This window comes from Pseudomonas quasicaspiana (assembly GCF_021147825.1).
Lineage (GTDB): Bacteria > Pseudomonadota > Gammaproteobacteria > Pseudomonadales > Pseudomonadaceae > Aquipseudomonas > Aquipseudomonas quasicaspiana.
This window is the reverse complement of sequence record NZ_JAGTPI010000032.1, coordinates 36834-59405: the sequence shown is the minus strand read 5'-3', so window position 1 is coordinate 59405 and position 22572 is coordinate 36834. Positions and strand designations below refer to the sequence as shown.

The window sequence follows — 22572 nt, the reverse complement described above, 5'->3', positions numbered from 1 at the left end:
CTCACTCCTACAGGTACTGTGTTTACAGCTCGATGTTGGTACACATCCCACAAGGACAATCATGACCCGCACCCTTCTGGCTTTGACCCTCGCCTCGCTTCTCGCACCAGCCCTCAGCCAGGCTGCGACAACGGACATCACCGATGCGCAGTACCGGAAAGTGCTTGAAGGCTCATGGCGCGCCAAAGAGAACAGCGCTCGCGACAGGTATCGGCATCCTGAGGAGACATTGAAGTTCTTCGGTCTGCAGGCTCAGCAGACGGTAATCGAGATCACCCCGGGGGGTGGCTGGTACAGCGAAATTCTCGCGCCCTTGCTCAAGGACCATGGCCGTTACATCGCAGCGGTTCAGGCCCCCTCCTCTGGCGACTATTACAAGAAAGCCGCCGATGGCCTGAAGCAAAAACTCAAGGCGGACCCAGCTCGCTATGGCAAAGCAGAAACCATCGAGTTCGACCCGCAGGCACCGGTATTCGGCAAACCCGGCTCTGCCGACCGCGTACTGACCTTCCGCAACGTACACAACTGGGTTCTGGCCGATGACGCGCCGCAGATGTTCGCCGCGTTTTTCAAGGTACTCAAACCCGGGGGCGTGCTGGGCGTGGTGGATCACAGGGCCAAAGACGGAGCGGATGTCAGCAGCATCAAAGCCAGCGGCTATCTGCCTACTGATTACGTGGTGAAACTGGCCACGGATGCGGGCTTCAAGCTGGAAGCGCAAAGCGAAGTCAACGCCAACCCGAAAGACACCAAGGATTACTCCGCAGGCGTCTGGACCTTACCGCCGTCGTACAAAACGGGCGATCAGGACCGGGCCAAATATGCAGCGATTGGCGAATCAGACCGGTTCACGTTGCGGTTTGTGAAGCCGGTGGGTAATTAGGGCACAGCTTATGACCTGGAATGCAGACCTGTGCAGTCTGTGTGGGAGCTGGGCTTGCCCGCGATAAGGCTGGACGCGATCTAACGCGAATCGCGTCCAGCCTTATCGCGGGCAAGCCCAGCTCCCACAGGTCAGCGTTTCCATCCAAGAGCTACACAGGCTGGCTGATGTGCTGCTGATAAAGCGCATTCAACCGCTCACTCACCGTGCGTTCGCCCGAACCAATCGGCCGGCCATCCACCACTTTCACCGGCGTGATGCCCGCGAGCGTGCCGGTGACGAACGCCTCATCGGCGCTGTAGACCTGAGCCAGCGTGAATTCGCCTTCGTGAACCTTGATACCGTTTTCACGCGCCAGACTGACCAGGGTCTGGCGGGTAATGCCGTTGAAGCAGCAATGCGCCGATGACGTCCACAGTTCACCTTTGCGCACGATAAAGAAGTTGGTGGAGTTGCAGCTGGCGACGAAGCCCCGGCTGTCGAGCATCAAGGCCTCATCGGCACCCGCGTGCAACGCTTGCAGCAAAGCCTGGATCAGGTTCAGACGGCTGTGGGAGTTGAGCCGCAAATCAAACACGTCCGGCGTGCTGCACCGGTAGGTCGAGGTGAACAGCGAAATGCCCCGGGCCTTGGCTTCCAGGTCGACCACTTTGTACTCAGCCACACACACCACAGTCGCCTTGCCAATGATGAAGCGCGGATCCTGATTGGGCGTGCTTTTGCGCCCACGGGTAATCATCAGGCGCAAGTGCGCACCATCAGTCATGCCATTGATAGCCAAGGTATCCCAGAGCACTTTTTCGACTTCGGCACGGGTCAGGCCGATATCGAGATCGATACTCAACGCACCTTCGAACAACCGGTCCAGATGCGCCTGCAGGGCAACCAGACGGCCTTGCACCAGTCGCAGTCCTTCCCAGACGCCATCGCCGCAGACAAAACCGGCGTCGAAGATCGATACCTTGGCGGCATCGCGATGAACGAACTCACCGTTGAGGTAGACCTTGACGTCCGCATTGCGCGGGTCTGGTGCATACGCCTGACTGCTGGTGGTTGAAAGCATGGGGGTCTCCGGTCTTAAAAAGAACGCTCGGCAAAGCGGGCGAGGAATTCCTGGGTACGGGGTTGCTGCGGGTTCTTCAGCACTTGATCAGGCGTGCCCTGCTCATGGATGACGCCATTTTCGAGAAACAGTACCCGCTCGGCAAAGTGGTAAGCGAAGCCCAGTTCGTGAGTCACCAGCAACAAGGTGCGACCTTCGTCAGCCAGTTGGCGAATCACCCGCAGGACTTCGCCGACCAATTCGGGGTCAAGCGAAGACGTCGGCTCGTCAAACAGCAAGACCTCAGGTTCCATGACCAACGCACGAGCAATCGCCACGCGCTGTTGCTGACCGCCTGACAAACGCCCCGGGTAGGTATCGCGGCGGTCGGCCAGACCGACTTTTTCCAGCTGCGCCAACGCACGTTCACGCGCTTCGGCCTGCGGGATCTTTTTCACCGAGATCAGCCCTTCCATGACATTTTCCAGCACGCTCATGTGCGGGAACAGGTTGAACTGCTGAAAGACCATGCCGACCCGTTCGCGCACTTCGCGCAGTTGACGCTCTTGATAGGAGCGCTCACCGCCACGCTCCTCCCCCAGCAGCACACCATTGAGTTCGATCTCGCCGCTGGTGGGCATTTCCATGAAATTCAGGCAGCGCAACAAGGTGCTTTTGCCCGATCCGCTGCCACCGATGATTGCGATGCGTTCACCGCGACGGACGTCCAGATCAATCCCTTTTAGCACTGGTTGATCGAAATTCTTGTGCAACTGGCGAATACGGAACAACGGTTGTTCGGTCATGACAATTCTCAACAAATCAGCGAAGCGCCAGACGGCGTTCAAGGCGCGCAGCGAGGAAGCTGAACGGCCAGATCAGGCAGAAATACAGCAGCGCAACCACCGTCAGAATTTCCAGCGGTCGATAGTAGCTGGAGCTGAGCAAGCGCCCCTGATACATCACTTCGGTCACTGCCAGGGTCGAGGCCAGTGACGTCACCTTGACCAGTTCAATCATGCGATTGGTCAGTGCGGGAAGCATGCGCTGGCAGGCCTGCGGCAAGATGATCCGCCGTAACGCACGGGCACGGCTCATGCCTAGCGCTTTGGCGCCCTCCCACTGACCGCGGACTACCGACTGAAGACCGGCACGAAAAATTTCCGCGCAGTAGGCCGCGGTGTACAAGCTCAGCGCCAGCGCCGCCGCGAAGAATGGCGTGAAGCGCACGCCCAGCAGTACCGGAAAGGCGTAGTAGATCCAGATCAGCTGAATCAGCACCGGCGTGTTGCGGAACACTTCAATAAAGGCAACGGCAGGCAAGGTCACGCGCCGTTTGGGCGACAAACGCGCGACGCCCAGCATCAGCCCGACTGGCACGCCAACCAGCGCGGCGATCACAAACAATTGCAGGGTGACTTTCAGCCCGCGCAGCAGCACTGGCAAGTTGTCGATGACGATCTGGAAATCCCAGGTGTAATCCATCTCAAGCGCTCCTCGCCAGGTGACGTTCAAGACGCTGGCTGGCCAGACTCGCCGCAAACAGCACACTGAAATACATCACGGCAATCACGCTATAGACCTCCAGTGGCCTGAACGTCTGAGTATTGATCTGCATGGCCTGATACAGGAGTTCGGCATACGCCAGCGACGACGCCAGCGCCGTGGTTTTGACCAGCTCGAAACTGCGTTCCAGAAAGGGTGCGAGCATGCGGCGCAGTGCTTGCGGCAGGATGATCCTGCGCAGCACTCTGGCCTGGGTCATGCCCAATGCCTTGGCGCCCTCCCACTGGCCACGTTCCATGGACGCAATGCCGCCGCGCAACACTTCGGCGTAAAAGGCGCTGGACTGGATCGACAGCGCCAGTACGGCAGCCGTAAACGGCGACAGACTGACCGGTGCCAGTACCGGCAACGCGTAGAAAAACCAGAAGAAATGCACGATGGCCGGGGTATTGCGGTAGAAACCGATAAAGGCCATCGCCGGGTAACGCAGCACGGCCCGCGATGACATGCGCAACACCGCCATCAAAGCACCCAGCAGGACACCGAAAAACAGTGAGACCAGCGCGATACGCAACGTGCCCAACAGGCCTTCGAACAGCAAGCCGCTATAGGGCCATATCGCAGAAAAATTCCAGGTATACACTCGTTGTTTCTCTCCTGGGGTGTTCCCCTCTGAGGCCGCTCAGCATTGCCTTCGCCAGACAAAGGCCGCGCATGGTAATAGCTGGACACAAATAGCGATAAATACCTGATATGCATTTGCATATTCGTTTTTGTTCTAGCAATCCATATGCCATTCGATTGCGTAAGCAGTAGCCTTTGATGTTTTCACACGGGCACCGCCATGAGCAGCGATTCACTGACCCACACCCTCGCGCGATTCGCTGCAGACCTGAAGTTGACGCACGTGCCCGACGTGGTGCGTGAGCAGATCAAACTGCACCTGATCGACGCCCTCGCCTGCGGTCTTGCCTCAACGCGCAGCGAACTGGCAGTCAGATTCCAGCAGCATTGCATCGAAGAATACGCTGCGGGCCCCTGCGCGCTGTTGGGCACCTCCGTGCGTCTGGCACCGGTGGGCGCTGCGCTGTACAACGGCATGGCAATCAATGCGCTGGACCATGATGACGGCTTTGAGGTGGATGGCCGCGGCATGGGCCATCCGGGTGCAAGTCTGGTAGCTTCGGCACTCAGTGGTATCTGGCTGCGCAAAACCTCTGGCGTTGAACTGCTGGAAGCGCTGATCGCCGCTTACGAGATCAACGCTCGGGTAATCATCGCTGTGCAGCCAAGCATTGAACGCTTTCGTCAGGTGTACGGCGTTTGCCAGCATCAGGCATTGGGTGCTGCGGTTGCGTTTGGCAAGCTGATGCAGCTGGAACCGGCAAGTCTGGAAAATGCCCTGGGTCTGGCGGGCACGCTGACGCCACTGCCGAGCCTGCGTAAATACAACTGGGAATCCCGCCCATTGGTGTCATTCAAGGACTTCACCGCACCAGCCGCCGAGGCCGGGGTCCGCGCGGTGCGCCTGCAACAGCATCAGTGGGTAGGCGCTCAATCGGTGCTGGATGGTGATCAGGGCTTGTGGCGCATGCTCGGCTCCGATCGGTTTGATCCAAACCAACTAATCGCCGACCTGGGCAGCGAATGGCTTGCAGCCAACGCCAGCCTCAAGCACTACCCCGCCTGCCGCTGGATACACACGGCGCTGGAGTCGTTCGAGCAATTGCAATCGAGCCATTCCTTCCACGCCTCGGCCATCAGCGAGATCCGCGTGCTGACCGGCACCACCCAGGCCCGCGACTTCATGGACAAACGTCCCGCCAACGAGGTGGACGCTCAATTCAGCCTGCCTCATACAATGGCGTGTCTTGCGCTGGGCATCGCGAAACAGGATTGGCATACAGCTCGCACCTTGAATGATCCGCAGATTCAGGCGTTGGCGGACCGGGTGGTTGCCGAGGTCGACCCGGAACTGAACGCGCTGATGGCCGATACCCGCCGCCCCGCCGGGCAAGTGCAGGTACGACTGGGTGAAGAACTGATTACCGGCCTACGACTGGACTATCCGCTGGGTTGCCGCGAAAGGCCATTGAGCCACGAACAGGTGGCAGACAAATTCCGCCAGTACGCGCCATTGGGCGGAGCTGCTCATAACGTCGAATTGATACTGGCGGGGTTGTTTGCAATTGAAGAGTGCGAGGATGTGGCGGTATTGCTGGAGGGGTTGTCTGGACCTGATTCACCCCACTCGGGCGCCGGCGGGTCGTGAACAACTCAGAACCCTGTGGGAGCCGGGCTTGCCCGCGATAAGGTTCAGGTAATCTGCCTGACAAACTGCGGTGTCTGTATCGCGGGCAAGCCCAGCTCCCACAGAGCCGATCAGAGCTGTGTCAGAAACACCGCTATCGCAGCCTTCGGCAGCTCCTACAGCTCGTTCACAGGTGTCGAGTTACTTCGCCCACTGCTCCTTGATCACTGGCGGTACTTTGCTTGGGTCTACGCCGCGCAGGCGGCGGGTCGTGAACAATTCAGAACCCTGTGGGAGCCGGGCTTGCCCGCGATAAGGTTCAGGTAATCTACCTGACAAACCGCGGTGTCTGTATCGCGGGCAAGCCCAGCTCCCACAGAGCCGATCAGAGCTGTGTCAGAAACACCGCTATCTCAGCCTTCGGCAGCTCCTACAGCTCGTTCACAGGTGTCGAGTTACTTCGCCCACTGTTCCTTGATCACCGGCGGTACTTTGATTGGGTCTACGCCGCGCAGGCGGCGGGTCGTGAACAATTCAAAACCCTGTGGGAGCCGGGCTTGCCCGCGATAAGGTTCAGGTAATCTGCCTGACAAACCGCGGTGTCTGTATCGCGGGCAAGCCCAGCTCCCACAGAGCCGATCAGAGCTGTGTCAGAAACACCGCTATCGCAGCCTTCGGCAGCTCCTACAGCTCGTTCACAGGTGTCGAGTTACTTCGCCCACTGTTCCTTGATCACCGGCGGTACTTTGCTAGGGTCTACGCCGCGCAAGCGCAGAGCGTCTTCGTAGTACTTCTGGGTGGTTCCGCTTTCATAGAGTTTGGCGAATTCCTTGCCGACGAAATCCCGGAAGGTCTTGTCATCCTCGTAACGCACAGCGCCACTGGTGCTCACCGCGACGATAGGCGTTGGCAGGATCAACGTCCCTTTACGTACCTTGGCTTGTTGCAGAGCCAGCGCCGGGTGGAAGTAAGATAGGCCGTCGACACGTCCTGCATAGAACGCGGCAACGCCTTCGTCCATGTTGGTGTAGCGCTCCAGATGGGCCTTTTTGAAGGTCTTGCTGAGGATCAAGTCCGGACTGCTGCCTTGGGTGACGCCAATACGCACGTCGTCACGGTCCAGGTCTTCCCAGGTGGTCGCGGTCAGGCCGTCACGCAGCAATACGCCTTGGGCATACCAGAAGAATGGCTGCTCGGGAAAATCCACAGCCTTGCGACGTTCTTCAGTCGGGTCCAGCACCAGCATCAGGTCAATCTGACCGGATTGCAGTGCAGCGACCGAATTACCCCACGTAGTTTCGACCGTAACCAGTTTGACGCCCAGTTCCTTGGCGATGTCCTTGCCCACGTTGTAGCCGATGCCGTTCCACTCTTCGGTGGCAGGATCCTTGAAAAACCAGGGCTCCCCCTGAGCGACACCAATCCGTAGTTCGCCTGAATCATGGATCTGTTTCCAGGTCGAGGCCGATTCGGCTGCCTGAGCGATGGAAACAGTGGACAGCAGCGCAGCGGCAATGACTCGCGCGTAGAAACCTAGAGACTTCATCGAGGTGATCCTGTTGACGTTGTTGACCCGTGTGGGGGGACGAATGATGGCAATTCGCACAGCGCATTCAAAAGAATTAATAGTATGTTTTTAATTACCTCAAGGAATATCAGAACAAACAACCTACCGAAAAATCAGATACCCGAAGGTAACGATTTGTAAAACATCACCGACCATCTCACCGACGGGCGCGCTTCTCAAGGGGTTTGGATGTGTTTCTATCCATGACACCTCTGTTACACATTCAAGAATGAAAGGAGTCGTCGCATGCCCGCCCACTCGTTAAGCCGCCGCCACTTCATTCAAGCAAGCTCAACGCTGGCCGCAATGGCTGCCTTGTCTCCCCTGCTTCCGGCATTTGCGGCGACATCGCTGTTGACCCGCAAGATTCCCTCATCAGGCGAAGACTTGCCGGTGATTGGCCTGGGCACCGCCCGCACCTTCAATTTTGCACTGACTTCAGAAGAGATGACTCCGGCGCTGGAAGTACTCAAGACGCTACTGAATGGCGGCGCAAAGTTGATCGACACCGCGCCGAGTTACGGGGAATCACAATCCGTCACAGGTGAATTGCTGACCCGCGCCAAAGCCCATGGCCAGGCGTTTATCGCCACCAAGGTTTCGTCTACAGGACGTGAGGCGGGTTTGCAGCAAATAGAGCAAGCGTTCAAACAACTGCAGACCGAGCGTATCGACCTGATTCAGGTGCACAACCTGCAAGACACGACCACTCAGTTGCAGACCTTGCGCGAACTCAAGCAACAGGGCCGTATTCGCTACATCGGCGTGACGCATTACGTCGAGTCGGCTCACGATGAACTGCTGGCGGTGCTACAGAAAGAGAAAGTGGATTTCGTTCAGGTCAACTATTCCATTGGCGCCCGCAATGCTGAAAAGCGTCTATTGCCCTGGTGCGCCGATAATGGCGTCGCAGTGCTGGCCAACCGCACCTTCGAGGCCGGTCGACTGTTTGCCAAGGTCAAAGGCAAGCCATTGCCGGATTGGGCATCTGCCGAACTGGACGCCAGTTCATGGGCACAACTGATGCTCAAATTTGTGCTCGCCAACCCAGCCCTAACCGCAGTGATTCCGGCAACCAGCAACCCGCGTTATGCTGCCGACAACCTTCTGGCAGGCCAAGGCCGATTGCCGGACGCCAGGTTGCGTGAGCGGATCGCCGAACAGTTCGCCTGATCACCCACAGCCGGGAGCGTATCCGTGTCCTTTGTTGACCACCCACTGATCCATCGCGCGGCTCGGGCCATCAACGCCGAGCCAGAAGAGTTGCGCCCGGCACTGGCTGGCTTTGCCCTCTTCTTCTGCCTGTTCTGTGGCTATTTTATGCTGCGCCCGATTCGTGAAGCGATGGGGATTCAGGCGGGCGTAGAGAATCTGCAGTGGTTATTCACAGCCACGTTTGTGGTCATGCTGATTGCCGTACCGCTGTTTGGCTGGCTCAACTCTGTAGTGCCACGCGTCCAGTTCGTCGACTGGGTATACGGATTCTTTGCCATCAACCTGCTGTTTTTTGCCCTGACCTTTGCCCTTCATGACGACAGCGTCTGGCTGGCGCGAGCGTTCTACGTGTGGATCTCGGTCTACAACCTGTACGTGGTGTCAGTGGCCTGGAGCCTCATGGCCGACGCGTTCGATGGCGCGCAGGCACGGCGGTTGTTTGCGTTTATCGCGGCGGGCGCCAGTGTGGGCGGCTTGGTGGGGCCACTGATCAGTGCGTTCTCGATTGACGTGCTCGGCCAAGGCGGACTGGCGCTGTTCAGTGCGTTATTGCTGCTGCTGGCATTGGCACTGAAACGCTACCTCATGGCGTGGCGCGAATCTGGCGGCGCAGGACGGCCCGGTGCACCACCCGCTGAAAACCCGCGTCGGCCAGTGGCGGGCAACCCGTTCAGTGGCATGCTGCGAGTGCTGCGTTCGCCCTATCTGCTGGGCGTGTGCCTGTTCGTCGTATTGCTCGCCACTGCCAGCACCTTTCTGTATTTCGAGCAGGCGCGACTGGTTTCGGAGTTGTTTGCTACGCGTGAAGAACAGATCCGCGTGTTTGGCCTGATCGACTTTGCGGTGCAGGCCGGTGCTCTGGTCTCGCAATTGTTCATCACCGGACGCATCGCTCAACGCTTCGGTATCCGGGTGCTGCTGGCGGGCGTACCGGCGCTGGTCTGCATCGGTTTCATCGGCCTGGCGCTGGCACCGACCTTCGCCATGTTGGCCGGACTGATGATCGTGCGCCGCATCGGTGATTACGCGTTTATTCGGCCCGGTCGGGAGATGCTCTTCGCCCCGCTGGATGCCGAGACCAAATACAAAGCCAAGAACTTCATCGATACCGTGGTCTATCGCGGCGGCGACGCCATCAGTGGCTGGGCCAAGAGTCTGCTGGACATGCTGGGTCAAGGCACTGCGCTGGTGGCCTTGGTGGGCGCAATCTGTGCGGCACTCTGGGCGGTCACGGGGTGGTATCTGGGGCGGCGGATGGATCGGGACGTGATCGAAGAGCGTGTGAAAAACACTGATCATCTGGATTGAAATGCGATTCCTGTAGGAGCTGCCGAAGGCTGCGAGGCATTTATCCTGATACACCCCGATCGCAGCCTTCGGCAGCTCCTACAGGCCCGATGTCAGCCGCGCGACAGCGCACTGTAGCCCGAGCCTCCTGTCAAACAGGAACCGCAACATCGCCATGCCCCGTAGCATCCAGCGCCTGGCGTACAAACCCACTGGCTTTCTGCCGTTCGATAAAGCGCTGCACAAACTCAGCACCCGCCGCGCGCTGGCGAGGAACGGCCATCGCCTGGCGAATCGAGGTGAACGCCCCTTCCAGCACCCGATAACCTGAATGAGCAGCGGCGAATTTCTCCAGTGGCTGGCGAACCCCGGCTGCTGCGTCCAGCCCTTGTTCCAGAAACAAATCGACTGCCGCAGCAGAGGTTTCTGCGCGGCACAGTTCGGCGTGCTGCAGTGTTCTGCTCAGATAGAGGTCGTAAGCCGCGCCTTTACCCACCGCCAGTCGCAGGCCACTGCGATCCAGTTCGTCCACTTCCTTGAACGCAGAATCTGCGGCGACAAGGTAAGTTCCTTCGATGGCTACGTAAGGATCACTGAACGCGATCTGCTCAGCGCGCACGGGCTCGATGGCCAGAAATGCGACGGTCCATGCAGCCTGTTCCAGTGCGGCGAACACCTTGCCTGCCGCGTCGAACGTAACCATTTCCAGACGCACGCCCAGTTCTTCGGCCAAGGCTTTTGCGAGCTGAACGGAAACCCCTTGAGGGCTGCCATCGGCCGCCTGCTGCGCGAGCACCGGATTGCCAAAATTGATGGCAGCGCGCAGAACATCGTCAGGCGCCAGGTCAGCCAGTACCGCCGGGGATATTTCGCTCATGTTTTCTCCTGATAATTTTAGGCACGGCAAATTGCAACTGTAGGAGCGAGCTTGCTCGCGATAGCGTCAGTTCAGGCGATAATTTTTCCATAGCAAAATGGAATCGCGAGCAAGCTCACTCCTACAAGATCCAGTTCAGCCTAGAACAATGCGTTTGAAATAACGCCCTCAAGCAGCTCAATAATTCGCAATTATTACCAATCCCGCAACAGTGTTTTCCCTAAATGCGGAATGACAATTTGTCGCAGGCAGGGCTTTTTTTGATATCGTTGCAAAAGTAACCAGTTAGTTAATTGTCTGCGGAGTTCCATCGAACTGAGCCGTGTCGTCTGCGTCGAGCCCGAAAAGTTCGCTCGCGACCTCTGCCCGGAAGCAGCATCACCGACCGCTTCCTCCACTACGCTTAACCTTTCACACAAACGCTCACGCGTTATCAGGATCATGCACCATGACTAAGTCTCAACCTACGGCATCCGTCAGCCGCTGGCCCATCTGGGTCGCGGCACTCGGCGTGTTGGTATTTGGATTACTGTTCACAGGACTGGGCGGCTTTCTCGTCACGGTTGGCGGCAGTTGGTACTTCCTGCTTGCCGGTCTCGGTATGCTCGTCTCGGCAGTACTGCTTTTCAAACAGCGGCTGACAGGTGCCTGGCTGTTCGCGGTCGTCATGGTGCTGTCCATCATCTGGGCCCTGGCTGACGCCGGTCTGAACTTCTGGCCGCAAATCTCCCGCCTTTTCGCACTGGGCGTATTGAGCCTCGTGGTTGCGCTGGTCTATCCGACCCTGCGCAAAGCCAATGGCCTTGTGAGCGGTCGCGGCGGTTACGCGCTGAGCGGCGTGCTGGCCCTGGCCATCGTTGGCGGCGTATGGGGCATGTTCATCCCTCACGCGTCGGTCTCCCCGACCGGTGACGGCCCGGGCCTGACCAAAGTCGACCCTGCCAAAGCGCAGAAAGACTGGGCCCATTACGGTAACGATGAAGGCGGCAGCCGTTTCGCGGCGCTGGACCAGATCAACCGCAGCAACGTCGCCAGCCTGGTGCCCGCCTGGACTTACCAGACCGGCGACGTGGCGATCAGCGACGGCAACGGTGCCGAAGACCAGATGACCCCGCTGCAAGTCGGCGACAAAGTGTTCATCTGCACCCCGCACAACAACGTCATCGCACTGGATGCCGACACCGGCAAGCAGCTGTGGAAGAACGAAATCAACGCACAGAGCAAGGTCTGGCAGCGCTGCCGTGGCCTGGCGTATTTCGATTCGACAGCGGCACTGGCTCAGCCGGTTGACGGCAGCACGCCCGCCACTGCTGTATCGGTACCCGCCGGCGCCAATTGCCAGCGTCGTCTGCTGACCAACACCATCGACGCGCGCCTGATTGCCGTGGATGCTGACACTGGCGAGTTCTGCCAGGGCTTCGGCACCAATGGCCAGGTTGATCTGAAGGCTGGCCTGGGTAACGTGCCGGACTCCTACTATCAACTGTCGTCCGCACCGCTGATGGCCGGTTCCACGGTAGTCGTGGGCGGTCGTGTGGCTGACAACGTTCAGGCCGACATGCCAGGCGGCGTGATCCGTGGTTTTGACGTGATCACCGGCGCGATGCGCTGGGCATTCGACCCGGGCAACCCGGAAGACAAAAATGCACCAGCGGGCGACGCCACGTATGTGCGCAGTACGCCAAACAGCTGGGCGCCGATGTCTTATGACCCGGCGATGAACACCATTTTCCTGCCCATGGGCAGCTCGTCCACCGACATCTACGGTGTTGAACGTACCGAGCTGGACCACAAGTACGGCGCTTCGATTCTGGCGCTGAACGCGACTACCGGCGAAGAGAAGTGGGTTTACCAGACCGTCCACAATGACCTGTGGGACTTCGACCTGCCGATGCAGCCTAGCCTGATCGACTTCACCAAAGCGGACGGCAGCAAAGTGCCGGCCGTGGTGATCGGCACCAAGGCCGGTCAGATCTTCGTGCTCGACCGCGTTACCGGCAAGCCGTTGACCAAAGTTGAAGATGTAGCGGTCAATGCTGGCAACATCCCCAACGAGCCTTACTCGCTGACTCAACCCCTGTCGAGCGGCATGCCGCAGATCGGCACCAAGCGCATGACCGAATCGGACATGTGGGGCGCGACGCCGTTTGATCAGATGCTGTGCCGTATCTCGTTCAAGCAAATGCGCTACGAAGGCCTGTACACCGCGCCGGGCACCGACAAGTCGCTGAGTTTCCCGGGCTCCCTGGGTGGCATGAACTGGGGCAGCCTCTCGACTGACCCGGTCCACGGCTTCATCTTCGTCAACGACATGCGTCTGGGCCTGTGGGTCCAGATGGTGCCGCAGCAGAAAGACGCCAAGGCTTCTTCCGGTGGCGAAGCGCTGAACACCGGCATGGGCGCAGTGCCGCTCAAAGGCACGCCGTATGCCGTGAACAAAAACCGCTTCCTGTCGATTGCCGGTATTCCGTGCCAGGCCCCGCCGTTCGGCACCCTGACCGCGATCGACATGAAGACCCAGAAAGTCGCCTGGCAAGTCCCGGTCGGCACCGTTGAAGACACAGGTCCACTGGGCATCAAAATGCACCTCCCACTGCCAATCGGCATGCCGACACTGGGTGGCACCCTGTCTACTCAGGGCGGCTTGATCTTCATCGCCGGTACGCAGGACTACTACCTGCGCGCCTTCAACTCGGCGAATGGTGAAGAAGCCTGGAAAGCCCGTTTGCCCGTCGGCAGCCAGGGTGGCCCGATGACCTTTGTTTCGCCGAAAACCGGCAAGCAATACGTGGTCATCACCGCCGGTGGTGGCCGTCAGTCCCCGGATCGCGGTGACTACGTAATCGCTTACGCGCTGCCTGACAGCAAGTAATCGATAACAATAAAAACCCGCTGCCACCTAATAGTGACAGCGGGTTTTTTATTGGCTTTGTTAAAGCCTGTTCCCACGACCTTTCACTAATATTGAGATGCATCTGTGGGATGTCCCTGCAAACTCAAACTCCCTGTGGGAGCGAGGCTTGCCCGCGATATGGGCGCTATGGTGCATCAGGCGAATTAACGACTCACATCCACCGCCATTGAAAAACGCTCCTACCAAGACACACTAAATCGCCTTGCGCTGCCCCTCCAACCCCATCAACGACGCCTCAACCAGCGCACGCGCCGCCTCCAACTGATGCACAACCGAGCGCGCCAATGCCCGGAACTCCGGCGTATGGTTATCTGCAGATTCGTAAGCCGTAGCTGCGGCGCAGGTTAAGTATTCGCAAGCGAGTACCAGAGCGTCATTAACGCTGACATCTGGTTTTACCGTGAAGAGGCTGAAGTTTGGTGCGGATTTGATCATGTGGGATCTCCCTAATAGATTGAGACGCCATGGCGCAGGCTGCTGGTTTAATGTCAGCGCACTGGTTGGCGATTGTTACTCCTCGATTGGGGCGGCCTGTCAAAACCGGTCGCTGGTTACACGACGGCCGGAGATTATTCGGTGACTGAGAGCGGTGCAACAAGCGCTGTCCGATATAGCAAAATTTCGGAATAGTCCTACAGGCCTGGAGAGTTCTGCCATGTAGTCATCGCGCGTAGAGTATTGCTGCCGCAACAAGCCAGAAGTAAAAAAGAGCAATCCCAAGCAGGCTTGAATGCTAAATCATTCATGATTACGCCTGCGCAATCAGCTGACCTGATTACTGCTTCAAATCAATCATGAGCTTGTCGACCATTAAATAAACGGCATGACCAAAAGCAGTCCGCAATGCCTCTGGGTCCGTAGCGTAGCGCTGGGGAGTAAATGCTAGATCATTGCCGTCACTGAGCGCCGTGATGGTCTCAAAGTTACGCCAGATCTGTTCGTCACCACGCCGCATGACTGCAGAAAGACCTATCGTCGGGTACAGCTCAGTACTGAAATTTTTCAATGACACGCCCCACTCCGTCACAATGAACTCTATTTTTGCATCGGCTGTGGCAGCATCCGGAGTGATGGTAAATAGTTTTTCTTTCGTTATCCGCGCCTCAAGTCGCTCTCGAAGGATCACGCCCACATCGATATCGTTGCGCTGCATATTGAGACGGATCGCTTCAGCCGGACTGACCCTACTGTTATCCGTCGCCGAACCAGCACTCGCTCCCGCCAATACCGCTGGTGAAATCTTGGAGCCAGTCACCATACCTGAAGAAACTCCTACTCCCGCGCCAAGTCCGGCTTCCCAGGCCTGATCCATGCTGTTGTACTTGAATTTCCCCAAAGACATGTCAATCGGGACAATCCAGATGGATTTGACAAGTTGCCTGTTTTCGTTGGACAGGTCTTTGGTGACGCACCCTGCCAGCGAGGCGAAGAGGCATATACAGGTTGGTATTTTTTTGAAAGAACAATCCATTTCTGATTCTCTGAGCGGTATTAATTTTGGCTAGCGGAAAAAGGGTTGCATGACGACGCAAGCATATCAAGCTCGGTATGTTTAAGAGAAACTGAAGAGACACCGGGGTCAGACCACGATTAAGCACAATCCAGTCACTTCAGAAAACCGAACAATTAAAGAACTAAAAAAATCATGATCTGACCGCGTTTTTTTCAGCGCGGCAATATCAATGTGACACTAACTCAAAAACATATCAACATCATCCAGAGCATCCGCAATTTGCCCTGAGATGGTGCTGTCATCTAGATGTTCACGAAGAGCAATCAACACCTTCTCTTTATCAAGCTGGCGGTGAATCCTTGCTATATGCCCAAGACAAGTTGCTGCAAGCCCTCTAACATCTGGGCTTTCGTTGTCGAGGAGGTCTAAGCATTTACTCTGTGCCCATCTCCAATCAGGATCATTTAAAGCAACGGACACAAGCGCCTCACAAATACTTTTAACATCCCTCGAAGCGAAAGCTTTTTCTACAGCTTTTCTATTAATAGTTTGGGGACCTTGATAGTTCATTGTCGCTTATCACCAGTAAGAATATTACCTTTCCGATCAGCCATACCGACCTCCTGCAGCGCTTTTTTGCATGTCTGGGAAACCGGGGCCAGACCAGGATTAAGAACAACCCAATCATTTCAAAAATCAAACTACTAAAGAATAATAATTAAATCGCTTTCTGATCCCGCCTTACTTAGCGCCCATCTAGTCATCCGGAATTTCAACATAGGCAGTCACCACCCCAAACGGCGCGCTTATCATCGCGTCAGAGACAATCACTCCTGGGGAAATTGACTTGTAAGCGTAGTAGAAAAACTCTCCGGGGGCTTGATTATCTGCAGCCACAATCAAAAAATATTTTCCATCGTAAGGTGCTACGCCGGACCACTTAATGATCATGGAGTTGTCGTTAAGTAAATGATCGACAATCAAATCACCTTGGGCATTAACCACTGCCACCCGAGGTTTCAAAGCGGTATTGAGAAGCGCTAAGCACATGTAATTGCACATCGATCTGAGTTGAATAACATAGGCTTGCCCCTTCTTGAGTTGAAAGTCGAATACTCGATAGCTCCCGGGCTCTTGGTCAACGGCCAGACGCGGATCAGTACCACTAATCTCCCACTTTTTGGGAAAGACTTCCCAACCGATAGGCAACGGTGTGGACGAGGCCTGCTGTATGGCTTGCTTAAATGAATATGCAATCAGCGTTGTCGAGTTCCGGAGCTGATCCTGATATTCGCGTTTGAGATTGGCAGCACAACCAGCCAATGAAAGCATCAGAAAGGCTATGAGAAAGCGCTTAGGCATTTTAGAGTCCTGCATTTATAAGTCAGTGCGCTGCATGTCTATTTATATTTTCTGGAGAATTGGGCTCAGCTCCCAATCATTTCAGGAAAACCAAACTGTTAAAGAATAAATTAACATTCGTGTTCTGCCCCCGCTTTCTTGAACATTGGGTGGGCAGGATCACTCCAACGATTCGATCTTCTCGATGTCTTTCCAATCCGGTGCGAGCCCAAGTGATTGCATGTGCTTGTCAAAAACCGTTCCTACCAGATCTGAAACGGGTTGATCTTCAAGCCATACTGAATCGCATTCGAAGCACATTAAGAAACGATGCTCGGGGATAGTTTTAAGCCGAACACGCCAAACAACATCTTGCAGACAGAAAGGACAGAGTTTCATTTCGGGAAAGCCGTGATAACTTGAGTTGTTCCATCGCGAACCACAATCTGAATCGAGGCTTGTCCGCTCGTTCCGACTTGCCGCCCCATGTCGACAACCCATACACGGTTGCCGTTAGCTTGTAGCGTACCAGGCCCAACCCTCGAGGCCCACGCGTCATCAACAAGACCAATAACCTGTTTTCGATCCACATTGTGAGAAACTGGGGTCAGACCACGATTAAGCATAACCTAATCATTTAAAAAACCAAATTATTAAAGATCGAATAAAACAATCGTGGTCTGACCCCGTTTTCTCTTCGGCGCAATGCGACTTCAATGCTCTTTATCGTGGTCTAACCCCGATTTACCGCTTAGGGCCTGTGCGGTCTCTATACGAAACCTAAAGAGTTTTGGCATTTTCGGATTATCTTTTAAATAATTGGCAAGCTCATGTTTATCAAAACCCACAATTTCGCTGTTACTCACCTCAAGCTCCGCAATATACTTCCCATCTATCATTACCACATAATGCTCTTCAGATTGACCGAAATGGTGATGCAGAACAAACAGACTCATAAGCCCCCCGAATTCTCTCGCAAGAAAACCCTTAATCGCAACAGCCTCATTAGAGTCGAACCATTTACGCGACCCCAGCAACTCACTCTCAATCTCTACCTTGTTCATTTATATACCCGGAAATGCCGTAACTATATTTCCAAACCTGTCAGTTTGCGTGGTAATAATTGAGGTTGCATTATTGTTTTTTAGGTAGTCCGTCCCTATAGTCCTGCCAACATCTACCTGTCTAACATACAAAACTCCATGAGTCTTGCTTTCAAGTGTTTTGACAACAGGTGAGCTAACCACCTGATTACTCTGCAACAGTTGCCGCAATTCCCCTTCAGGCATATTAAACTGACTCTTATTGGCTTTTCCGCTCAAGTGCTCCTTGAGGATATGATTCATGCCGAATTTGTTTGTACCAGTTTGAAGGTTAATCCGTGACTGCACTCGGCCAGGGACATGAATCGCAGCTTCGCCTGTCGTTTTTGCACCAACTAGTCAGACGATATTTAGTGAAACTTACGCCATGATATCCACAGACACATTTCCTGAACGAGCAAACTCGATAAAAATAGAACAAACAATTTCCACATCATGTGTGACCGCTCTAGCAGGATACATCTCCCCTAAAATGCTGACGAGTTCGTTTTTTGAGTTGAGATCAGTCATAGCTCTGACGACATGCTCACCATCTTTATCATACTCGCTAAGCATCAGTAAAAAACTTTCACTTTCAACATAAAGCGCCAATTCATAGGGGCGACCTTCAGATTCAGACTCGCACCGCATCTTGATAACGCCGGAGCCTTTACCAATGGAAGTCAATACCCCTCGAACATCCAATTCTTCGGGATCCATGATAGCTTCTAACTGATGGCGATATCCATCAGCGTCAACAATATAGCCGCCAAAAACCATACTCATGGCACCTCCTTAATCGACCGCATTCCCGGCACCCAATTATATTTTTTTGGTAATCCAGTTACGTCGTCTATCGCTTGAATAGTCAAAGAACTCAATCCGGATTTTTCCGCAGCGGCCGCTATATCACCTTTGCAAAATCCACATACATCTTTACCTGCAACGCTCATAGCCATATCAGCACCTTGAGTCTTGCCAGCATTATATGCCTGCTGTATGACGCCAATTTCTGCATGAGCGTCAGCCATATTTCCATTCGGCAAAGATTTTCCTGTTGCTTCAGTTTTGGCCGTTACTCGATCAGCTATCAGAGTTGGCTCATCTGGATTTGCCTGAGCTACTGGACGAGCTGTTTGGTTTACATCAGTAAATGCCGCATCTCCAATTTTTCCCTCTGCGGTGACAACCGGAGAAATACCTTTTGCACCGCCTTCATACTGTGCCAACTTTTCCAGCAGTTCGCTAGCTTCCTGCGCTTTCCCCTCCTTAAGCAGCGCCTTCGCTTCACGCAGCCCCTTTGACAGGGCGTCACCTACCCCCGGAAGAATGCCAATTGAAGCGAAGAGATAATCCCAGTTATCTTCCGCTTCGGAAAATGCCTTCACGTCGCCGATCACCGGCGTCATGTCCGCACCCAGCGACAGTAAGCTTTTGCCGATGCTAGTCGCAATTTGTTCAACAACAGCATTTTCCAGCTTCTGGTTGCTGCGTAGCTCAAGCAGAAGGGTGTAGTTGATTAACTCTGGGTCCTTGAATGCCAGCTGTATTTGCTCTCGCGCTTCAGGCGTATTTTTGTGCTTCAGCAAGTCAATCCTCGCCGTCTGAGCTTCCAAGCGTTTCTCGGTGCAGGCAGAACTCATGGCTGCCCCGTCGCATGCTGTCCGCAGCGCCTTATCCCGATCTTCGTCTAGTTGATTAAGCTCATCCCTTCGAACACAGGCTTCTTGACTGCCAGCCTTGCACGCCTGAGCAGCCTTAAACCGCTCATTGTTCTCGGTATGGTTCAGATAGTTGTTTTGCGTCGCATTGGCTGCCACTTCAGCAGCAACGTTGATATCACCATTGGACGCTGCAGCTCCCAGCACCCCAACAATCTTCGATAGCGCGACAAGATTCGCTTGGGCTTGCAAATATTCTGGTGTACCAGGCTTTAAGCCTTCGGGTAGTAGCGTACTCCCCAACAACCCAACCAATGCCTCGTTGGCACCACCGGCGATGGCACCTGTACGGAAGTCCCCGCCCATAGCCTCAGCCAAAAGACCGCCCAATGCGGCGTGCAGAGCTATCTTCTCAAGACTTCCCTCTACCAATCCAAGATCGCCGATTTTCCCCGCCCCGTAGGCACCGCCTATGCTGGCGGCTGTGCCTGCAAGGGAGCTTGCGAGGTTGTCCTGGAAGCTACCACCATAAACCGCGGTTTTGATCGCAGCATCCGCAGCCACTTTCATGGCGACTATCTTCAGGCTTTCGGGGTTAAAACTCACCGTGCCAGGGGAGTAGTTGAGGCCGTCTGCAACCCCCGCCGTCGCCATAGCAACGGCGTATCCTTTGAGGCTGTCAGTGGACGTCACGTCCTTAAATACAGCTCCGAGATTGCCTCTGTTGTCGATAGTGCTGACGGTTGCCTTGGTTGCAACCGCGATTGTTCCTGCCTGCGCCATCGTGGTCCAGCCAGCCATCATCGGTCCCATCACCATCGATAACATGATTGCGATGATCAGTTGCGAAGCTGGCCCAAGGCCCGAAGTGTTGTATTTGAAGGACTCGTGTATTTCCTTTACTTGTCGCCAATCCACATCCCCGCGCTTCTCGGCTTCCTTCAGCCATGCCAACTGCGGATCGGCCTTGACCATGGCATCAAGGGAAAATTAGGGTCAGACCACGATTAAGCACACCCTAATCACTTCAAAAAAACCAAACTATTAAAGATCGAATAAAACAATCGTGGTCTGACCCCGATTTCTTTCCAACTGCCCCCCTCATTCACATCCACACCCGGCTGCAACAAACTCTTGAACTCTTCATCCAGCAAAGCCACATCGTTAAAAAACCCCTTCAGTTCAATCGAGCCATAAATACCAGGATAATTCTGTAATTCATTTATCAGACACCTAGCTCTAATTTCATTTTTATACTCTGAATAGTCCCACTCATATCCTTCACGGCACTGCCCAACAAGAAAGCGCCACTTCATAATGAGCGATTCTAGAGTTTCATTTCCAAACCCAAGATCAGCCAACAAAACAGAGCAACAATCAATAACATTAGCATCACTCACATTTTATCCTCACAGCATTTAAACCCTAGAAAACGGGGGAAATTGATGTCAGACCACGATTAAAAAATAAAAGCTATACGTCTACTTTTTTGGACAGCCAATGGAAATTGGGGTCAGGCCACGATTAAGTAAAACCTACCAACTTAAAAACAACCAAATTATTAAAACCAATCGGGGTCTGACCCCGTTTTTCCGGACCCCGTTTTTCCGTCACACAACTCTACTACCTCGTGAACCAACGTCCAAAGGCCTCCCGCAGACTTCGGATTTTTTTGCCTTCCTTCTGCGGTCCGTGAGTGCCAGCCACCTCAGGACAAAGTAGGTCGCCGGGATAGTGCGGATGCCCAACACATCGGCTGTCATCCAGCTTGAAAGCTTCGACGGCAGCGATCGCCTCAATGCACCAACGACCGAAATAGCTGCCCATCTCAAGCGGATTTTTTTCAGGATCACCGTAGTGGTACCACCAAGGCTGCTGTTTGCCGCGTCGGTTGACCTCCGGATACCAAGCATCAACAAAATCATGCAGCAGAAATGCCTGCTGATCTTCGGACGCATCAATGGCTTTCAGCAGTCGCGCATAAGGTTTGGCATGCAAAAGAACATCACCAATAATGCGTGAAGTTTGGCGACTAGCAATTATGCGATCCAACAAAGTGTCTTTGCCTTCTTGAGCTATGAGCATCAACAATCGGTTCCACTGCTCGTCGGGAATACCTAATGCGAGCGCCAACCCGACCAACCAAAAACACCAGATATAATGGTTGAGATTAGAAACATCAAACACCCAATCACGACAAGTTTGCAGTTTGTGCTCAGCACACACTTGCTCGGCCAAGTCATTCGACAACTCCCAAGCATCCAATAACTTTGAGAAAGATAAACCTATTTCAGATATCGGATCGCCTTGGGAGTATCGTCTAAGCATTAGACGTAAGATATCTTTTGATAGATCAAACGAAAACTGGGAGTCGTAAACAGGATTCTGTGAAGGTCGAGACAATAGTTCTCCCGATTTCTCTATCCAGAGCACATCCTTAGCAACCCGCTCACGCCAGTAATTAACGTCAGCTATGGAATCTCGGATCATGGTTCTGCTCCAGCAAGATTTGTATTGGTGGAAAGTATCTTCGACGTATCAATGGCCTTGGGCTTACCTAAAGAATCAAGCACTTGGATTTCAGTCGACCCATTTGCCCCCGTCCTTACAACCCAGATCTCGATGCGTCCAGTCTTAATCGCGCTTGCGATGTCTCGTGCAGAGTCCAACCCCACCGCCTTCTCAAGCCGCCCGGATCCCAGTGTTCAGCTTTCGCTAGCCTGTTTACCGTCATTAGTGCTTGCGAGGCTAGCATTGCCACCCTTTCTTGGGATTACTGACAATTTGGAAAAACTGGGTCAGACCACGATTAAGCACAAACCAATCATTCAGAAAAACCGAACTATTAAGAACGAATACAACAATCGTGGCCTGACCCATTTTCCTCCATATTCTCCGCTCCTAAAAATCGTCACCCCAGAATTTCTTCGGAACAGCATAATCTCCGTCAACTATAACCGGGCACCATCCAAAATCAGCATAAAATAACAACAACTCATAAACACTAAATTTATCGGGCTCTATTTTTTTTAATGTAATAAGCCCTGAAGCACAGTGGGTGTATGCCCCACCAGCACCAGCAAGCGCACGCTCCTCCAGCTTTTTTCGATCCCAACCGATCACTATACCTTCAGCAACCACAATCGGAGATTGGAATAATATTTCAAATTTATCTGAAACCTTACACAGGCATGGTATCCGCTCCTGAACAACCAGATTTTCCGCAATAAGATTTCGTGGAAACTTTATATTTAATATCACTTTAGCGCACTCCGAGGAACAGCAACTTCACCGGTAAAATATTTTTCAAACGTACTTACGGGGCTAAAATATTGGCTCCCATGGGGATCTCGAATTGCCACAACAGATACGCCACCTCTGGTCGGGAAAATTGGGGTCAGACCACGATTACCGAACTATTAAATTAAAATCGTGATCTGGCCCCGTTTTTTCAGCCTTTCCACACGTTTACTCCGGAGCGTAACAAAACGGA

20 protein-coding genes and 1 pseudogene are annotated in these 22572 nt (G+C 54.4%); 5 read left to right on the top strand and 16 right to left on the bottom strand.

Translation table 11 applies throughout. The features are described from left to right. The first annotated feature begins 61 nt into the window (after positions 1 to 61). On the top strand, positions 62 to 883 hold the full coding sequence (locus tag KDX30_RS18205) for a class I SAM-dependent methyltransferase (RefSeq protein ID WP_231677127.1): 822 nt from the start codon (positions 62 to 64) through the stop codon (positions 881 to 883). Positions 884 to 1034: 151 nt separating this feature from the next. Here KDX30_RS18205 and KDX30_RS18200 read toward each other — a convergent pair whose 3' ends face one another. The 4 genes from KDX30_RS18200 to KDX30_RS18185 are packed head-to-tail and all read right to left on the bottom strand — an operon-like array spanning position 1035 to position 4074. Next, positions 1035 to 1946 (bottom strand): aminotransferase class IV, encoded by a 912-nt coding sequence (locus KDX30_RS18200; RefSeq protein WP_231677126.1) that lies wholly within the window; start codon positions 1944 to 1946, stop codon positions 1035 to 1037. A 14-nt stretch (positions 1947 to 1960) separates the two neighbouring features. Next, positions 1961 to 2731, bottom strand: coding sequence for an amino acid ABC transporter ATP-binding protein (locus KDX30_RS18195; RefSeq protein ID WP_122397735.1), 771 nt, complete (start codon positions 2729 to 2731; stop codon positions 1961 to 1963). A gap of 16 nt (positions 2732 to 2747) precedes the next feature. Beyond that, entirely contained in the window at positions 2748 to 3410 is a 663-nt protein-coding gene (locus tag KDX30_RS18190) for an amino acid ABC transporter permease (RefSeq protein ID WP_122704036.1), read from the bottom strand. Between the two features lies 1 nt (position 3411). Next, positions 3412 to 4074, bottom strand: a complete 663-nt coding sequence (locus tag KDX30_RS18185) for an amino acid ABC transporter permease (protein ID WP_206197252.1) — start codon at positions 4072 to 4074, stop codon at positions 3412 to 3414. 201 nt (positions 4075 to 4275) lie between these two features. Between KDX30_RS18185 and KDX30_RS18180 the strand changes: the two genes are divergently transcribed. Next, positions 4276 to 5703 (top strand): MmgE/PrpD family protein, encoded by a 1428-nt coding sequence (locus KDX30_RS18180; protein ID WP_231677125.1) that lies wholly within the window; start codon positions 4276 to 4278, stop codon positions 5701 to 5703. 688 nt (positions 5704 to 6391) lie between these two features. Here KDX30_RS18180 and KDX30_RS18175 read toward each other — a convergent pair. Then, the gene (locus KDX30_RS18175; RefSeq protein ID WP_122394657.1) at positions 6392 to 7228 is read right to left on the bottom strand and encodes a transporter substrate-binding domain-containing protein; all 837 of its coding nucleotides are present in this window, start codon (positions 7226 to 7228) and stop codon (positions 6392 to 6394) included. Between the two features lie 267 nt (positions 7229 to 7495). On the opposite strand from KDX30_RS18175, the gene KDX30_RS18170 reads away from it, so the two are divergent. Both KDX30_RS18170 and KDX30_RS18165 read left to right on the top strand, forming a co-directional pair. Beyond that, entirely contained in the window at positions 7496 to 8422 is a 927-nt protein-coding gene (locus tag KDX30_RS18170; RefSeq protein ID WP_231677124.1) for an aldo/keto reductase, read from the top strand. A 24-nt stretch (positions 8423 to 8446) separates the two neighbouring features. Next, positions 8447 to 9772, top strand: coding sequence for an NTP/NDP exchange transporter (locus KDX30_RS18165; RefSeq protein WP_231677123.1), 1326 nt, complete (start codon positions 8447 to 8449; stop codon positions 9770 to 9772). A gap of 130 nt (positions 9773 to 9902) precedes the next feature. Here the strand turns inward: KDX30_RS18165 and KDX30_RS18160 are convergent, their stop codons facing one another. Continuing rightward, positions 9903 to 10628: a transporter substrate-binding domain-containing protein gene (locus tag KDX30_RS18160; protein ID WP_231677122.1), complete on the bottom strand. Its 726-nt coding sequence runs from the start codon at positions 10626 to 10628 to the stop codon at positions 9903 to 9905. A 448-nt stretch (positions 10629 to 11076) separates the two neighbouring features. Here KDX30_RS18160 and KDX30_RS18155 point away from each other — a divergent pair, with 448 nt between their 5' ends. Continuing rightward, a complete protein-coding gene (locus tag KDX30_RS18155; protein WP_231677121.1) occupies positions 11077 to 13500 on the top strand; it encodes a glucose/quinate/shikimate family membrane-bound PQQ-dependent dehydrogenase in 2424 nt (807 codons plus the stop codon). A 234-nt stretch (positions 13501 to 13734) separates the two neighbouring features. Here KDX30_RS18155 and KDX30_RS18150 read toward each other — a convergent pair whose 3' ends face one another. From KDX30_RS18150 to KDX30_RS18105, 10 genes and pseudogenes are all read right to left on the bottom strand, one after another. After that, complete coding sequence (locus tag KDX30_RS18150) at positions 13735 to 13977, bottom strand: DUF6124 family protein (RefSeq protein ID WP_231677120.1); 243 nt, start codon at positions 13975 to 13977, stop codon at positions 13735 to 13737. A gap of 340 nt (positions 13978 to 14317) precedes the next feature. Beyond that, on the bottom strand, positions 14318 to 15013 hold the full coding sequence (locus tag KDX30_RS18145; protein WP_231677119.1) for a hypothetical protein: 696 nt from the start codon (positions 15011 to 15013) through the stop codon (positions 14318 to 14320). A gap of 219 nt (positions 15014 to 15232) precedes the next feature. Continuing rightward, the gene (locus tag KDX30_RS18140) at positions 15233 to 15565 is read right to left on the bottom strand and encodes a hypothetical protein (protein WP_122806202.1); all 333 of its coding nucleotides are present in this window, start codon (positions 15563 to 15565) and stop codon (positions 15233 to 15235) included. A 186-nt stretch (positions 15566 to 15751) separates the two neighbouring features. Then, on the bottom strand, positions 15752 to 16357 hold the full coding sequence (locus KDX30_RS18135) for a hypothetical protein (protein ID WP_231677118.1): 606 nt from the start codon (positions 16355 to 16357) through the stop codon (positions 15752 to 15754). Positions 16358 to 17049: 692 nt separating this feature from the next. Continuing rightward, on the bottom strand, positions 17050 to 17400 hold the full coding sequence (locus KDX30_RS18130; RefSeq protein WP_122806198.1) for a hypothetical protein: 351 nt from the start codon (positions 17398 to 17400) through the stop codon (positions 17050 to 17052). Between the two features lie 399 nt (positions 17401 to 17799). Next, complete coding sequence (locus KDX30_RS18125; protein ID WP_010428175.1) at positions 17800 to 18204, bottom strand: DUF6911 family protein; 405 nt, start codon at positions 18202 to 18204, stop codon at positions 17800 to 17802. Beyond that, positions 18201 to 20066 (bottom strand): annotated as a pseudogene (locus KDX30_RS18120) (DUF637 domain-containing protein); the annotation flags it as partial. The gene KDX30_RS18125 and the pseudogene KDX30_RS18120, both read right to left, overlap by 4 nt. Before the next feature lie 35 nt (positions 20067 to 20101). Continuing rightward, entirely contained in the window at positions 20102 to 20479 is a 378-nt protein-coding gene (locus KDX30_RS18115) for a hypothetical protein (RefSeq protein WP_231677116.1), read from the bottom strand. 223 nt (positions 20480 to 20702) lie between these two features. After that, positions 20703 to 21569: a PoNe immunity protein domain-containing protein gene (locus tag KDX30_RS18110; RefSeq protein ID WP_231677115.1), complete on the bottom strand. Its 867-nt coding sequence runs from the start codon at positions 21567 to 21569 to the stop codon at positions 20703 to 20705. 411 nt (positions 21570 to 21980) lie between these two features. Then, positions 21981 to 22340: a hypothetical protein gene (locus KDX30_RS18105; protein ID WP_231677114.1), complete on the bottom strand. Its 360-nt coding sequence runs from the start codon at positions 22338 to 22340 to the stop codon at positions 21981 to 21983. Positions 22341 to 22572 lie beyond the last annotated feature (232 nt).